A 13,974-nucleotide genomic window follows, 5' to 3' on the forward strand; every position below is an offset into this window, starting at 1 on the left:
AGGATTTCTGTCAGGATGGCTTTTTGCAGCAATATCAGTCAAACTCAAATAAGTGAAGAAAACTTCAGGAATATTGAACTATGGCAATCAAGATCGAAACTTTGCGATGTTTTTGCACCGTTGCCCAAACCGGTCAGCTGAATGAAGCCGCCGACAGGCTTGGGCGGACGCAATCCGCCGTGTCGATGACATTGAAGCAATTTGAGGAACACCTCGGCAAAAAACTGTTCGAGGGCGAGCGCAAGAACCGTCTTTCACCTTTGGGGCAGCAGGTGTTCGAGCTTGCACTGAAACAGGTTCGTCAATTCGATCAGACCGTGCAGAACATTGAGGCGGCAGCGGATGCCGAACACGGCCTGTTGCGGATCGTTTCGGTCCCGTCGGTTGCGGCGCTGGTTTTTCCGGCGGCGCTGGCGCATATGACGCTGCGGTTTCCGGGCCTCAAGATCGAACTGCGCGATACGGATACGCAGCAGGTGCTTGATGCGCTGGTCGAGGGCAAGGCTGATATCGGAATTGCCTCAGGCCACCACGCACTGAACGGGTTCCGGGCGATTGCCCTGTTTGAAGACCTGTTCGGATTGGTTTGCGCGTCGGATCATCCGTTGATCAAAGCTGAAGCCGCACCGACAATTGATGATGTCGCATCGGCTCCGTTCATCCGGAACGCATTGTGCGGCCTGATCCGCTCGCCGCGATTTGTGCAGGCCATCGAAAGTGCGGATGTCACCATCCACAACACACACTCGCTTGTAACGATGGTGCGAACAGGCAGATGGGTGACGGTTCTTCCGCAAACCGTTGCCCGGTTCATCCCCGAGGCGACGGCCTTCCGACCCATTTCGGACCTTGCAGACAAAAGGCAGGTCTATCTTTATGTCAGCGAACGGTCACGGTTTCAGGACATGACCGATGAGATCAGTGCCTTCATTCAGGGCCTTGATCTGGGAGGCGGGCAATGATGACGCGGTAGGCATGATGACTACAAACCCACCACAGTCTTGCAAGGGAGACCCCCGCCGATGCCTGCCTGCAGGACTGGCGGAAGTCTCCAATAAAACTCAGGACTTATAGGGGTCAGACAGCGCCGGCAGAACGGTTCCGACGCAATCACCGAACCCGATGACATACCCATCCCCTTTGGCCGCACCTTTCAGGGTCAGTGTGTCACCGTCCTCGATGAAACTGCGTGTCTCTCCGCCGTCCAGCGCAAGTGGTTCCTTCCCACCCCAGCTGAGTTCCAGCAAGGATCCACGTTCGGGTTTTGTCGCGCCCGAAATGGTCCCCGACCCAAGCAGATCACCTGCATTCATCGGACAACCCGATGTGGAGTGATGGGCCAACTGCTGCGCAGCGGAATAGTACATCTCGTTGTAGTTCGTTCGCGCGATGGTATTGGCTGCCTTGCCTTCGGGCGCCATCGTGACCTCCAGCTCAATGTCATAGAGCATCGGGCCGCAATCCTTGAGGTGATCCAACAATTCGAACTCACGCTCCGGTGTGTCACACCGGAAGGGTTCAAGCGCTGCCTTGGTGACGATCCACGGGCTGATCGAAGTCGCGGTGGCCTTGGCCTGAAACGGGCCCAGCGGCTGGTATTCCCATGCCTGAATATCGCGCGCGGACCAGTCATTCAGCAGGACATAGCCGAAAATGTGGTCATCTGCCGTCTGAACCGAGATCGGACCATCGGACGGAGTGCCGACAATTGCCCCCATTTCAAGCTCGATATCGAATCGGCGGCTGGGCAAAAATGCCGGCAGATCCTGATCGGGCGATTTGAGCTGCCCCCAAGGACGGCGAATATCGGTGCCCGAAACCACCACGGAGGAGGCGCGCCCGTTATAACCGATCGGGATATGCAGCCAGTTCGGCGGCAACGCATTTTCAGGGCCACGGAACATTGTCCCAACGTTGAAAGCGTGATTCCGGCCCGCGTAGAAATCGGTGTATTCGCTGACCGCAAAGGGCATGTGCAACTCGGCTTCATCCTGTCGCACCAGCAGTGGCTCGACCTTTGCCTGTTCGTCCGACCCGTCGGCCAGCAGGGCAGTCAGCCGATCGCGCAATGCGCCCCAGACGGCCGGGCCTTCCTCCATCACCGGGTTCCAAAAGGGCAAATCGAAAAGCGGCTCGTCACCCAAGTTGATCAGGCCTTCGGCCTCGGCAGTGGTGACGTCCAGGATCATGTCTCCGATGGCGACGCCGCAACGGGGTTCTTCACCCTCGGTCGAAAAGACCCCATAGGGCAGGTTGTTCAGCGGAAACGGGTGCGTCGCGTCATTGGCCGAAGCCACCCAGGATTTTTTCAAAGGCATGGTCTGTCCTTTTTCGTGTCTTGTGGCGTGATGCCGCCGTTATGCTGTCGGGCGGAGGGACTTCAACCCAAGCAGGATTGCCGCCAGTATCATGAAAATGCCGCCCGCCCGGTCAAGCCAAAGCCGCGCCTGTCCACTGAGCCGTCTGGCCAGCCAGCTTGCGCTGCCGCCATAGGCCGAAAGGAACAGGCCGTCCATGACCAGATAGGTCGCCGACAAAACGGCAAACTGCGGCCAGAACGGGTAGGCGCCGTCGATGAACAACGGGAAAAGGGCGGCAAAGAACACCACGGCCTTCGGGTTTGCCGCAGACGTGATAAACCCTTGCGCCCAAAGTGATTTCCGGCTTGTTCTGACGGCTTTCTGAAGCGTCTTTCGTTCAGCCCGCAGGATGGACCGTGCGCCAAGAAAAACCAGATACGCCACGCCGAGCCATTTGATCACGGTCAGTGCAATGCCCGATGTGGCAATCAGCGTCGCCAGCCCAAGACCCGCCGCCAGCATTTGCAGCAGATTTGCCGTCAGATCCCCCGCTGCCGTGAACAGACCCCGGGAAAAGCCGTTGGCCGCCGAGTTTGACAGCATCAGCAACTGGCTCGGCCCCGGAGTGCTCATCAACAGCAGGACGGTTCCGACATAGGTGATCCAGATGTCCAGGCTCATGGCTGACTACTTCTTTCCAGGCGTTCCATCGAACTTTTTCTCAAGCGAAGTCCAGCAATCGATGTAGTCATCCTGCAAGGGCGCCTTGTTGGCTGCGAAGGGTGTCAGATGCTGCGGGAACCGCGTTTCGAACATGAAGGACATGGTGTTGTCCAGCTTGTCCGGACCCAGGTTGGAATTCGATGCTTTTTCAAAGGCATCCTTGTCGGGTCCATGTGGCAGCATCATGTTGTGCAAGCTCATGCCGCCCGGAACAAAGCCCTGCGGTTTGGCGTCGTACTGACCGTAGATATTGCCCATCAGTTCGGACATGATGTTCTTGTGATACCAGGGCGGGCGGAACGTATCCTCCATCACCATCCAGCGTTCGCGGAACAGAACAAAGTCGATATTGGCCGTGCCGGGTTGCCCGGACGGGGCGGTCAGGACGGTAAAGATCGACGGATCGGGATGGTCGAACAGGATTGCGCCGACAGGGCAGTAATTGCGCAGATCGTATTTGTAGGGCGCGTAGTTTCCATGCCAGGCCACGACGTCCAGCGGGCTGTGCCCGATCTTTGTCGTGTGGAACTGTCCGCACCATTTGATGGTCACCGTCGATGCCGTCTCGCGATCTTCAAAAGCCGCAACAGGTACCTTGAAATCGCGGGGATTGGCCATGCAGTTCGCGCCGATGGGGCCGCGGCCGGGAAGTTCGAACTTCTGCCCGTAATTTTCGCAGACAAAGCCGCGCGCCGGGCCTTCCAGCACTTCGACCCGATAAACCAGACCGCGCGGCAGGATGGCGATCTCTTTCGGCTCCAGGTCGATGATGCCCAACTCGGTCGCAAAGCGCAGGCGGCCTTCCTGCGGCACGACCAGCAATTCGGAATCGGCAGAATAGAAATAGTCATCCACCATGGACTCGGTGACCAGATAGATATGGCTCGCCATTCCGACTTGCGTGTTTACGTCGCCTGCTGTCGTCATGGTGCGCATTCCGGTCAGCCAGGTCAGCTTTTCCTGAGAATGCGGGACCGCGTCCCAGCGATACTGGCCCAGGCTGATCACATTTGGATCAACACAGGGCGCAGATTTCCAGTGCGGCAGGTCGATCTTTTCATAACGGTGTGAATGCTTGACCGAAGGGCGGATGCGATAACACCAGGTCCGCTCGGGCGGGTTGGCGGTAAAAGCTGTGCCGCTTAACTGTTCGCCATAAAGGCCATAGTTGCATTTCTGTGGGCTGTTCATGCCCTGCGGCAGCGCACCCGGCAAAGCCTCGGTTTCGAAGTCGTTGCCAAAGCCGGGCATGTAGCCCGCGTGGGTCCCGACCGGAGTGCTGGCCTGGGTCAGTTTGTGTGGATCAGTCGGACGGTTCATCCTGTGTTCCTCCATTTGCTGCTTGTCGGGTAATAGTTGATTTTGTAACTAACAAGTATGGCAAAGCCCGATTCACACAAAAAAGATGACTTTGATCTGCAGGAATTCCTGCCGTTTCTTCTGAACATGGCTGCGGAAGAGGTTTCGCTTGAGTTCCAGCGCATTTACAAAGGGCGGCACGGCATGCTGCGCACCGAATGGCGCGTGCTGTTCCATCTTGGCAACTTCGGGGAAATGACCGCTAAGGAGATCGGCCAAAGGGCCAAGGTGCACAAGACCAAGATCAGTCGGGCGGTTCAGCGGCTGGAACAGCGCCGTTACCTGGCGCGCACCCAAAGCAACACGGACCGCCGGGTCGAGCATCTCAGGCTGACGGACGCCGGCACGCGCGTATATCGCGAACTGCGCGACATTGCCGAGCAATATGACGCAAAGCTTGCCAATGCGTTTTCCGATGACGAGGTTATCCTGTTGCGGCAAATGCTTCGGAAGCTGGCGGGAATGGTTTGAGCACTGGTAATTTGCCGTCCCTTACCCCAGATGATCAAGAGACTTGATACAGGACTTGAATATGACGGCCCCCGACACCGAAACGGCAAAAGCGGACTCTCTGATCGAATGGCTGGTCGACCGGGGGCTGGAAGGGGCCGGAAAAGAAGAGTTGCTGGACGGGTACTGCGCGCGACTGGTTGATCTGGGTGTGCCCCTCATGCGATTTCACGCGGCGCAATCCGCCCTGCACCCCGTGTATGGCGGCACAGGATACAGCTGGTATCACGGGCATGGCGGAGACTATCAGAAGTTCGAGTATTCCGAAGAACCCAGTCCGCAATGGCAGCAAAGCCCGCTTTATGCGTTGATGACAGAGGACATGCAGAACCTGCGTGAACGGCTGGTCGATCAGAACACGCCCAGCCGTTTTCCGTTGCTCAATGAACTGCGCGAGCAGGGCGCCACGGATTATTACGCGACAGGCGTATCCTTCGAGCGTCCCATGCGCGAGGCCCTGAAAGAACCGGACACTTCGGTTGACGGAGTGCTGATGTCCTGGACCAGCGACGCGCCCGAGGGGTTCCGCGATCATGATCTGAACCTGATTAATTCCGTCTTGCCCCATCTGGGACTTGCGCTCAAATCGGCGTCCAACAGCCGGATGGCCAGGGATCTGATGCGCGTCTATCTGGGCCGGGACGCGGGGCGCCGGGTGCTGTCAGGGGAAATTCGCCGCGGCTCGCTACAGCAGATCGACGCCGTGATCTGGAACTTCGATCTTGAAGATTTCACCAGCCTGTCCGAGCAATTGCCCGGCCCGGAAATCATCGAAATGCTGAATGACTATCTGGCAGTTGTGGTGGCGGTCGTGCACGAATGCGGTGGCAACATCCTGAAATTCATGGGCGACGGGCTGATGGCCATGTTCGATGTCGGGGAAATCGACGAAGACGCCCGCGCCGCGCTTGCTGCCGTGGCGCTGTTGCAGGATCGAATGGCCGCAAGGAACGCGCAGCGGCAGGCAGAGGGTCTGCGCGTTGTTGGTTACACCCTGGCGCTGCACGCAGGTGAGATCCTCTATGGCAATATCGGAGCGGAAAACCGGCTGGATTTCACCGTGATCGGACCTGCTGTCAATCAGGCCGCCCGTATCTCCGGCATGCACCGGTCTCTGGGGCAGCGAATCCTGATATCAGACGACGTCGCCCGGGCCGCCGAGCCTTGCAGTCACGAGCTTGTATCGTTGGGCCGCTACATGTTGCGCGGTGTGACCGAGCCGAAAGAGCTGTTTACTGTCTACAGGGCCGCCGAATAACGGCGGCCCGTGGGATTGCACCGGTCGTAAGATGTCATCCTTGTCCGGTCAGGTCCTGCGCCAACATCATGGCGTTGCCGTCCAAGTCGTAGAATGTGGCGGTGCTGACCATCCCCTCGATGGTTTCTGTGTCGCCGTCGAATTTGACCCCGGCCGTTTCCAGCGCGCCCCTTGCCGTGTCTATGTCGCTTACTCCAAATACAGGGACGGTGTTGCCGGGCGCGGGTTCGGTTTGCTCGCCCAGTCCCAAGGTTACGCCGTTGGTCTTTGTCTGCATTTCGCTCCAGCCGGCCTCGTCAATGTGATGGATCAGTTCAAACCCAAGCATGTCGCTGTACCATTTGGCGCTGGCGTGACGGTCGCGGACTGAGATCGCAAGCGTGATCGTGTTTTCCAAAGAAACTGGCAGCATCGGTCTTTCCTACTATCTAATAATAAAGTAACTATACTTTATGGACACAAAGTCACTTGTCAAGCTTACGTCGCGGGCATGGTCGCTGAGCATTCTGGCAAAGCTGCACGCAGGCGTTCCGGGGCGGCAGGCACCGCTGATTGCGGCGACGGGGGCAGGCCGCAGTTCGTTTACCCAAAGCCTTGGGCACCTGATCGAGTTAGGGCTTCTTGAGAAAAACCCTGGCCACGGTCATCCACTGCGCCCCGAATTCCGGCTAACACAGAGCGGTAAAGAAATGGCCGAGGTTGCAAGCAGAATTGTTAAAGCTGTGCCCGACGAAGACGACTTTGCCCTTCTGAGGCGAAGCTGGACCGTGCCGATTCTGGCCGTGACGCAAAAACCCCAGCGCTTTTCTGTCATAAAATCAGATCTGTCCACGATCACCGACCGCGCGCTGTCGAAGTCGCTCTATCTTTTGGAAACGCATGACTGGCTTAGGCGCGAAATCGATGTCTCAGGCCGGTCGCCCTTTCCGACCTACCTTGCCATCAATCGTGGCATCGAAGTCAACAAGGCGATCGCCCTGGCAAAATGATCAGGATGTTCAAGGCAGCGGTGAAGATGTGCCCCGTCAGAAGTCGATCTCGACCCCCGGCAGGTTCAGTTCTTTCATCATGTCGCGCAGCTCTTGTCGCGCGGCTATGTTCGAGATGTTCAGCTGTTTGACCCCGATATCCTTGAGGTCCAGCAGGGTCAGGCCGCGCGGAAACAGCTCGCGGAAAATCACCCGTTCGGAAAAGCCGGATGCAACCCTGAAACCGATCCTCTGAGACAGCATCTCGATCGCGCGCTGCATCTTTTCTTTGTTTACCATGCGCTGTGTGCCGACCCGGTTGCGGACCACAACCCAGTCGATGGGTTTCAGCCCTGCCTGCGCCCGCAGCTGACGCGCATTCCACACCATTTCCGAATAGACCGACGGCCCGAGGATCTTTTCACCCTTCGAGTCGATCCGTGCCAACAAGTCGAAGTCGATGAAGCTGTCGTTCAGCGGTGTGATCAACGTGTCGGCCAACGAATGCGCCACCTGGCTGAGGCGCGTGTGCGAGCCGGGGCAGTCGATCAGGATGAAATCGCTGTCGCTTTCCAGTTCAGCAACGGCGGCGGACAGGCGGTGGTCATAGATATTCTCGCCCGGCTTCAGCGTGGCCGCATCGATTTCGGGCAGGTCGTGATGACGCGGGCTGGGCAGGCTCAGGTCCGAACTTCTGAGAAAGTTCAGGCGGTTTTCGAAGTAACGCCCAAGGCTGCGCTGCCGCAGGTCCAGATCCAGTGTGCTGACCTTGTGCCCCAGCCGCGCCAGCGCCGTCGCCACATGCATCGAAACGGTCGATTTGCCTGCGCCGCCCTTTTCGTTCCCGACCACAATGATATGTGCCATGCTTGTATTCCCAAGTCCCGCCGTGTTTACCCACACGTTGTTTGTCGCCACTATATGTTGTGTTTGGTGGGAAGGAAAGAACCTCAAGCGGTGTATTGGCCTATTATTGGCGAGGAAACCGGAAAACAGCGCGGCCCGGGCGGGTTACGCCATGTAACAAGACGGGCGGCTTGCACCGTTTCTCAGATTTGCCAAAGAAACGATGGGCCAGACAGGCAAAAACAGCGCGTGGTTGCGAAGGCCGTGACCTGCACTTTCCCAGTGGCTTTCAAGGTCAGTCGATGCCGGTTTCGTGACTTGTATACCTGTGGCACCTGACGGACAGTGCGTCGCAAATAGCTAAGCAATCAACAAAGGACATCCTGAATGATCGGATATGTTACCATTGGTGTTTCCAACATGGACAAGGCCAAGGAGTTCTATACTGCGCTTTTCGCGGACAAAGGCGCGCAGGTTCTGATCGATGCCGGTCGGATTGCGTTCATCGGCAACGATCCGACTGCACCCATGCTGGCGGTTTGCGAACCCTATGACGGCGAAACCTGCGCGTCAGGAAATGGCAACATGCTGGCCTTTGTCGCCGAATCCAAAGATGCGGTCACCACCATGTATGACAGGGCCATCAGCCTTGGCGCGACGGACGAGGGCGAGCCGGGCCAGCGTGTGCCTGACCGTTTCTACGGCGCATATGTGCGGGACCCGGACGGCAACAAGCTGTGCTTTTACGTGTTCGGATAATCCCAACACGCTCCAAAAAAAGGCCGCCCAATGGGCGGCCTTCTGCATTCGGAACCGGTCAGGCTTAGAAGCCCAGACCTTCGTATTTTTTCTTGAACTTCGACACGCGGCCGCCGGCGTCCATCAGACGCGACGAGCCACCGGTCCACGCGGGGTGCGAGGAGGGGTCGATTTCCAGCGCCAGCTGGTCGCCTTCGGCGCCCCAGGTGGATTTCATCTGAACCACGGTGCCATCGGTCATTTTGACGTTGATGACGTGATAATCGGGATGGATGTCTTTTTTCATCTTTCCGCTCCTTACGCCTCGGCGCCAGCCTTGGGCTTGTAGTTGGTGACTTCTGCGATACGCGCGGACTTACCACGGCGCGAGCGCAGATAGTACAGTTTGGCGCGACGGACGCGGCCACGGCGGACAACGGTGATGCTGTCGATGTTGGTCGAATGCAGCGGGAAAACACGCTCCACGCCTTCGCCAAACGAGATTTTGCGAACGGTGAACGAACCGGCGATGCCGCTGCCACCTTTGCGCGCGATGCAGACGCCTTCGTAGTTCTGCACACGGGTACGCGACCCTTCGGTCACTTTAAAGCCGACACGGATGGTGTCTCCGGCTTTGAAATCGGGGATGTCTTTCCCCAGGGCGGCAATCTGTTCCGCCTCAAGCTGTGCGATCAGGTCCATCGCAGGTACTCCTATCTGCTCGTGGTTGGTCCACGAAGTTTGGGCACGGCCTGAGAGCTCTTGGTCTTCACCGGGTCCTGCGCACAGCCCGCCAGAGGTCAGATCGAATGTTCCTTTGGTCTGGCTTGCCGCATCGCGTCCGGGCCGAAGAAAGCGGGACGTCACGCTTTGAAACAAACCAAAACACCGGAGTCGCATGACGCGGCACCGGATTGCGCTGCTTTAGGCGTTTTGGTGCCCGGGATCAAGCATGAATTGTCAATTTCTGAAGGTGCCCGGTGTGCAAGCGGTAAGTTTCCGCCGTCACGCAATTGTAGCGTTGTCTTATCACCCAGATTTGTCATTCTGAACCCAACAATACGAGCAGATATTTCAGGCAGGTTAGAATAATGCGCTTAGTGGTCTTACTGGCACTCATCGGGCTGACACTTGTATCATGCGGGCGGCGTCCTCCGCCACCACAGGTGGTCGAGCACTTCGAGGTAACGGACCCGAAACCGCCATTGGTTATTCACCCTCGCTTTGGCGATGCGGACCCTCATGAGTGGGAGGGGCGGCAACCCGGAAGCTACCCGGTCCATGGGCTGGACGTGTCGCGCTGGCAGGACTCGATCGATTGGCGCACTGCCCGCTCTGCCGGGGTCAGCTTTGTGTTCATCAAGGCCACTGAAGGGGGCGATTTCGCAGACCCGCGCTTCAACGAACACAGGCAGGGCGCGCAGGCAGCGGGTGTGCCGTGGGGCGCCTATCACTATTATTACTTTTGCCGTCCTGCTGCCGAACAGGCCCGCTGGTTTATCCGCAACGTGCCCAAGGGTGCCGATCTGCCCCATGTTCTCGACATGGAATGGACGCCACATTCCAAGACCTGCACTTTGCGGCCCGATGGCAAAACAGTGCGGGCCGAGGCCGAGAAATTCCTGAATATTCTCGAGCGTCACTACGGGCGCAGACCGATCGTCTACACCACCGTGGATTTTTATCAGGACACCAATATCAGTCGCCTGCCCAAAACCGAGTTCTGGTTGCGTTCGGTTGCCGGGCACCCTCGCGACGTTTATCCGAATACGATCTGGCGTTTCTGGCAATACACTGGCACCGGGCTGGTCCCGGGGGTCCAGGGCAAGGTTGATATCAACACATTCAACGGAGAGCCGGAAATCTGGGCCCGCTGGAAGGCTGGAGGCAACTGAGTTTTCTTGGGGGGTGAGATCCGGACGTTTGCTTTTGCGAATTCCGGGTAACAGCAAAAGCACGGATGATCCGGTCAGGCTTGCCCATTTGGGCATGCCTGTTTTGGTAGGTGTCTCAGCTATTTTCAGGCGAACTGCTTTCGCCTTCTGAAAGCACCAGAAAAGCGCCGAGCCCAAGAAGGACGGCGGGAACGATTGACAAAAAGCTCAGGCCGAAGGCCCATAAAATTCCGACGGCGGACAGGCCCATCAGGCCAGCTCCAACCTGCGCGTTCCTGCCGGCGATGCCTCCGCCCAGAAGGCCGGCGACCGGCAACACCAGCGACATGATGCTGTAGAACTGCGCGGATGATGCGCCCTGCTCGTACCCGATGCCGCTGGACAACGAGCCTAGGGCGGATGAGGCGCTGTAGCCCACCGCACCGACCAATAAGGCGATAACACCGCCGATAATTCCAAGTATCATTCCAGTTTTCATTGTAATCTCCTGCTTGAAATTGTTGGGTCTGCGACCCTGTTCAAACGCTAAGAGACCACCCGTCTCGCGGGCAATGGTTTCGCAATGACAACTTTTGTAATCCGGTCAGATATCCTGTACCGATCGGGCAGGATATCCGTACTTGCAATGACTTGCCACGCGCATGCCGAGGCGCAGACGTTCCCCGCCACGGATGCCGTCAGGCAAGTGCACCCATCAATTCAAAGTCGGTTTGTAGCTTTCAACGGTGCCGCCGCCGATGAGGTGACTTAACCGGTTCTCGCGTTCCGTGCCGTAACTGTCGCCCAGCCAGAAGACTTCACCATCCGTCAGGTCACGGCGCTCAAAGCCGTGCTTGGCCAGGCAGCGGTCGACGCCGTCGATCTTGCCGTTTTCATAAATGGTATCCTGATTCAGCCCGACAATCGCCGGGCCCAGGATGACGCCCACCAGAATGACACCGGTTGCATAGCCACCGACAACGGCGCTGGTGCCGCCGGCCTCGGCATTGGCCGAACAGCTCTGAACTGCCCTGCGGGCAAAGGCAAGATCGTGGCCGGGCTTTACGGGGATGGATGGTCCGGGATTGGCGGCACAAGCACTCACAACAAGTAATGCACCAAACAATAACTTTTTCATTTTACAAACTTATTCACTCTTGGGAGGTCGATTCCGACCAGTATTCTCCAGGCTGAGTACCTGCATTTTCGAGCAACCTCAAAGTGAATTGCTTCATTGCTGCTTTCTGCGACTTTCTGGTCACAATCGCCCGGATGAGGCGGCCAAAGAGGGGGGTGATCGTGTCCCTGAATGTCAGTGGGCTGTGTGCTGAAACTCTTTGAAAAGCCCGGAAGTATCGTTTTGAAATGGCAAAAGCACAACATTCCTGTGAATGCTGCAATTCGGTCTTTTTTCCGACCAATTCTTAATAGATAAATACGCATCGGTAACGTGTAGTTTGTTGAAAGGTCGGGCGGGCAAATGAGAACCGGACAAAACGGTCGCAAAGCTATCTTGTGGACACAAACTGAAATCGACGGGCTTGAGGCTGCGCCTCTGGAATCGTTGACGGTAGGTGCGGCATGGTCCTGGCGCGGCGTGGCACGTCGACTGGGCGTGGCTGCCGAGATGATGCTGGGCAAGGCAGAAAGCGTCGGCAGCAGGGTTGTTGCTGAAAGTGTATATTCCTCTTCGGAGATACCCGGTGATGTGTTTGGCACTGTTGTTCTGACCAACGGTGCACGGCAATATCGAGGGGAGTTGATTGTCCCCGAAGGTGAAGACGCGCCGACGCTGGTTTTTGAACAGGATTTCCCCGAGCGGGATCAGGATTACTGGGTCAGCGAAATCTGGGAAATCAGCCTGCCATTTGACGCCATCGATCACAGCAACAGCACAGTGATCGCATTTCCGGCACGGAACGGCCTTCGGTAACTTCCCCATTATTGGTGCAACAGGCCGGCTGTTTCCCTGCGGGTTAAAAAATCAAAGCCCCGAGACCTGTTGACTCTCCGAAATTCACGGATATAAGCGCTGCTTCATTGGTGTTGGTGGCCCCCGCAAGGGGATGCCTGTCATGGGGGAAACCTCAAGAGGACAACGCCCTTCATAGTGGCCTGAATGGGCCTCGACCTGAACGAAGGAGATCAGCCGTGACCAAACGCACGTCTGCCAAGTACAAAATCGACCGCCGGATGGGCGAAAACATCTGGGGTCGTCCGAAATCCCCGGTCAACCGTCGTGAATACGGCCCCGGCCAGCACGGCCAGCGCCGCAAGGGCAAACTGTCGGACTTCGGTCTGCAGCTGCGCGCCAAGCAGAAGCTGAAAGGCTATTATGGCGACCTGACCGAGAAGCAGTTCCGCCGCATCTACGCCGAAGCCGAGCGTGTCAAAGGCGATACCGGTGAAAACCTGATCGGCCTGCTGGAGCGTCGCCTCGACGCTGTAGTCTATCGCGCCAAGTTCGTGGCGACCGTGTTTGCTGCACGTCAGTTCGTGAACCACGGCCACGTCAAGGTAAACGGCCAGCGCGTCAACATCCCGTCCTACCGTGTCAAGGAAGGCGACGTGATCGAAGTGCGTGACAAGTCCAAGCAACTGGCCGTTGTTCTGGAAGCCGCTGCTCTGGCCGAGCGTGACGTGCCTGACTACATCGACGCCGACCATTCGAAAATGACCGCGACCTTCGTGCGCGCGCCGGGCCTGAGCGATGTGCCTTACCCGGTCGTCATGGAGCCGAACCTGGTCGTCGAATTCTACGCGAAGAACTGATCTTCGCCGATCCCAAGTTTCAAAGGCCGCGCTGTTCTGCGCGGCCCTTTTTTGTTGGGGGCTCTGCCCCCATCGCGGCAGGCCGCGCTTCCCCCGGGATATTTTTGGCCAGATGAAGTGCGGATCAGAGCGGTAGCGGACGCCCCTCGGCAATCGCTTCCATGGCGAAATACGAAGTCACGCTGTCCAGTTCCACCTTTTCGATCAGGCGCTGATAGACCTTGTCGTAAGATGCCATGTCCTGGGTCACCACCTTGAGTTGATAGTCATAGTCGCCGCCGATCCGGTGGAAATCCACCACTTCAGGGATGGTCAGGACGTGGCTGCGAAAAGCCTGCAGCCATTCCGTTGAATGGTGCCGAGTGCGCAGCATGACAAAGACAACTAGGCTGAGCCCCAGCTTTTCACGCGCGATCCGGGCACTGGAGCCTTGCAGCACGCCATCGTCGGTCAACGCCTTGAGGCGGCGCCAGCACGCATTCTGCGACAGGCCGACCCGGTCGGCCAACTCGCGTTGCGACAACGAAGCATCCCGTTGCAGCTCTTTCAGAATGCGTATGTCCAATTGATCTAATTTTGAGGTCATTCCTGATCATATGACACAAAAAAGGAGAAAATAAAGCAAA

At 57.5% G+C, this 13,974-nt stretch carries 18 protein-coding genes; 8 read left to right on the forward strand and 10 right to left on the reverse strand.

The window, feature by feature from the left end; all coding sequences use genetic code 11:
- The first annotated feature begins 80 nt into the window (after positions 1–80).
- Entirely contained in the window at positions 81–962 is an 882-nt protein-coding gene (locus ACR0FE_RS13980; protein ID WP_480913393.1) for a LysR family transcriptional regulator, read from the forward strand.
- Between the two features lie 99 nt (positions 963–1,061).
- Here the strand turns inward: ACR0FE_RS13980 and fahA are convergent, their stop codons facing one another.
- From fahA to hmgA, 3 genes are read right to left on the reverse strand one after another with little or no spacing between them, the layout of a single operon-like run.
- Positions 1,062–2,318, reverse strand: coding sequence for a fumarylacetoacetase (gene fahA / locus ACR0FE_RS13985; RefSeq protein ID WP_480913394.1), 1,257 nt, complete (start codon positions 2,316–2,318; stop codon positions 1,062–1,064).
- A gap of 39 nt (positions 2,319–2,357) precedes the next feature.
- Entirely contained in the window at positions 2,358–2,981 is a 624-nt protein-coding gene (locus tag ACR0FE_RS13990) for a LysE family translocator (protein WP_170614797.1), read from the reverse strand.
- A 6-nt stretch (positions 2,982–2,987) separates the two neighbouring features.
- Positions 2,988–4,343: a homogentisate 1,2-dioxygenase gene (gene hmgA, locus ACR0FE_RS13995; RefSeq protein ID WP_480913395.1), complete on the reverse strand. Its 1,356-nt coding sequence runs from the start codon at positions 4,341–4,343 to the stop codon at positions 2,988–2,990.
- 57 nt (positions 4,344–4,400) lie between these two features.
- On the opposite strand from hmgA, the gene ACR0FE_RS14000 reads away from it, so the two are divergent.
- Together ACR0FE_RS14000 and ACR0FE_RS14005 are read left to right on the forward strand one after the other, a co-directional pair.
- Positions 4,401–4,853 (forward strand): MarR family winged helix-turn-helix transcriptional regulator, encoded by a 453-nt coding sequence (locus ACR0FE_RS14000; RefSeq protein ID WP_480913397.1) that lies wholly within the window; start codon positions 4,401–4,403, stop codon positions 4,851–4,853.
- 61 nt (positions 4,854–4,914) lie between these two features.
- Positions 4,915–6,150, forward strand: a complete 1,236-nt coding sequence (locus tag ACR0FE_RS14005) for an adenylate/guanylate cyclase domain-containing protein (RefSeq protein WP_170807880.1) — start codon at positions 4,915–4,917, stop codon at positions 6,148–6,150.
- Positions 6,151–6,184: 34 nt separating this feature from the next.
- Here the strand turns inward: ACR0FE_RS14005 and ACR0FE_RS14010 are convergent, their stop codons facing one another.
- Positions 6,185–6,562: a VOC family protein gene (locus ACR0FE_RS14010; RefSeq protein WP_480913398.1), complete on the reverse strand. Its 378-nt coding sequence runs from the start codon at positions 6,560–6,562 to the stop codon at positions 6,185–6,187.
- Positions 6,563–6,602: 40 nt separating this feature from the next.
- Between ACR0FE_RS14010 and ACR0FE_RS14015 the strand changes: the two genes are divergently transcribed.
- Entirely contained in the window at positions 6,603–7,139 is a 537-nt protein-coding gene (locus tag ACR0FE_RS14015; RefSeq protein ID WP_480913400.1) for a winged helix-turn-helix transcriptional regulator, read from the forward strand.
- 36 nt (positions 7,140–7,175) lie between these two features.
- Here ACR0FE_RS14015 and ACR0FE_RS14020 read toward each other — a convergent pair whose 3' ends face one another.
- On the reverse strand, positions 7,176–7,985 hold the full coding sequence (locus ACR0FE_RS14020; protein ID WP_170614791.1) for a division plane positioning ATPase MipZ: 810 nt from the start codon (positions 7,983–7,985) through the stop codon (positions 7,176–7,178).
- Positions 7,986–8,351: 366 nt separating this feature from the next.
- On the opposite strand from ACR0FE_RS14020, the gene ACR0FE_RS14025 reads away from it, so the two are divergent.
- Positions 8,352–8,723: a VOC family protein gene (locus ACR0FE_RS14025; protein ID WP_480913402.1), complete on the forward strand. Its 372-nt coding sequence runs from the start codon at positions 8,352–8,354 to the stop codon at positions 8,721–8,723.
- 64 nt (positions 8,724–8,787) lie between these two features.
- Here the strand turns inward: ACR0FE_RS14025 and rpmE are convergent, their stop codons facing one another.
- Together rpmE and rplS are read right to left on the reverse strand one after the other, a co-directional pair.
- Positions 8,788–9,009, reverse strand: a complete 222-nt coding sequence (gene rpmE / locus ACR0FE_RS14030) for a 50S ribosomal protein L31 (protein ID WP_170428949.1) — start codon at positions 9,007–9,009, stop codon at positions 8,788–8,790.
- A gap of 11 nt (positions 9,010–9,020) precedes the next feature.
- Complete coding sequence (gene rplS, locus ACR0FE_RS14035; RefSeq protein WP_170328369.1) at positions 9,021–9,404, reverse strand: 50S ribosomal protein L19; 384 nt, start codon at positions 9,402–9,404, stop codon at positions 9,021–9,023.
- 389 nt (positions 9,405–9,793) lie between these two features.
- Here rplS and ACR0FE_RS14040 point away from each other — a divergent pair, with 389 nt between their 5' ends.
- Positions 9,794–10,597: a glycoside hydrolase family 25 protein gene (locus ACR0FE_RS14040; RefSeq protein ID WP_480812328.1), complete on the forward strand. Its 804-nt coding sequence runs from the start codon at positions 9,794–9,796 to the stop codon at positions 10,595–10,597.
- 115 nt (positions 10,598–10,712) lie between these two features.
- Here the strand turns inward: ACR0FE_RS14040 and ACR0FE_RS14045 are convergent, their stop codons facing one another.
- Together ACR0FE_RS14045 and ACR0FE_RS14050 are read right to left on the reverse strand one after the other, a co-directional pair.
- Complete coding sequence (locus tag ACR0FE_RS14045) at positions 10,713–11,075, reverse strand: hypothetical protein (RefSeq protein ID WP_170614788.1); 363 nt, start codon at positions 11,073–11,075, stop codon at positions 10,713–10,715.
- A gap of 216 nt (positions 11,076–11,291) precedes the next feature.
- Positions 11,292–11,714, reverse strand: a complete 423-nt coding sequence (locus ACR0FE_RS14050; RefSeq protein WP_170614787.1) for a hypothetical protein — start codon at positions 11,712–11,714, stop codon at positions 11,292–11,294.
- Between the two features lie 375 nt (positions 11,715–12,089).
- Here ACR0FE_RS14050 and ACR0FE_RS14055 point away from each other — a divergent pair, with 375 nt between their 5' ends.
- Together ACR0FE_RS14055 and rpsD are read left to right on the forward strand one after the other, a co-directional pair.
- Positions 12,090–12,509 (forward strand): hypothetical protein, encoded by a 420-nt coding sequence (locus ACR0FE_RS14055; RefSeq protein ID WP_480913405.1) that lies wholly within the window; start codon positions 12,090–12,092, stop codon positions 12,507–12,509.
- 218 nt (positions 12,510–12,727) lie between these two features.
- Positions 12,728–13,348 carry a 30S ribosomal protein S4 gene (rpsD, locus tag ACR0FE_RS14060; protein ID WP_170614785.1) on the forward strand — a complete coding sequence of 207 codons (621 nt, stop codon included), beginning with the start codon at positions 12,728–12,730 and terminating at the stop codon, positions 13,346–13,348.
- A 124-nt stretch (positions 13,349–13,472) separates the two neighbouring features.
- On the opposite strand, the gene ACR0FE_RS14065 is transcribed toward rpsD, so the two are convergent.
- Entirely contained in the window at positions 13,473–13,934 is a 462-nt protein-coding gene (locus ACR0FE_RS14065; protein ID WP_170614784.1) for an Lrp/AsnC family transcriptional regulator, read from the reverse strand.
- Between the last annotated feature and the right edge of the window lie 40 nt (positions 13,935–13,974).

This window comes from Ruegeria sp. K7 (assembly GCF_056531785.1).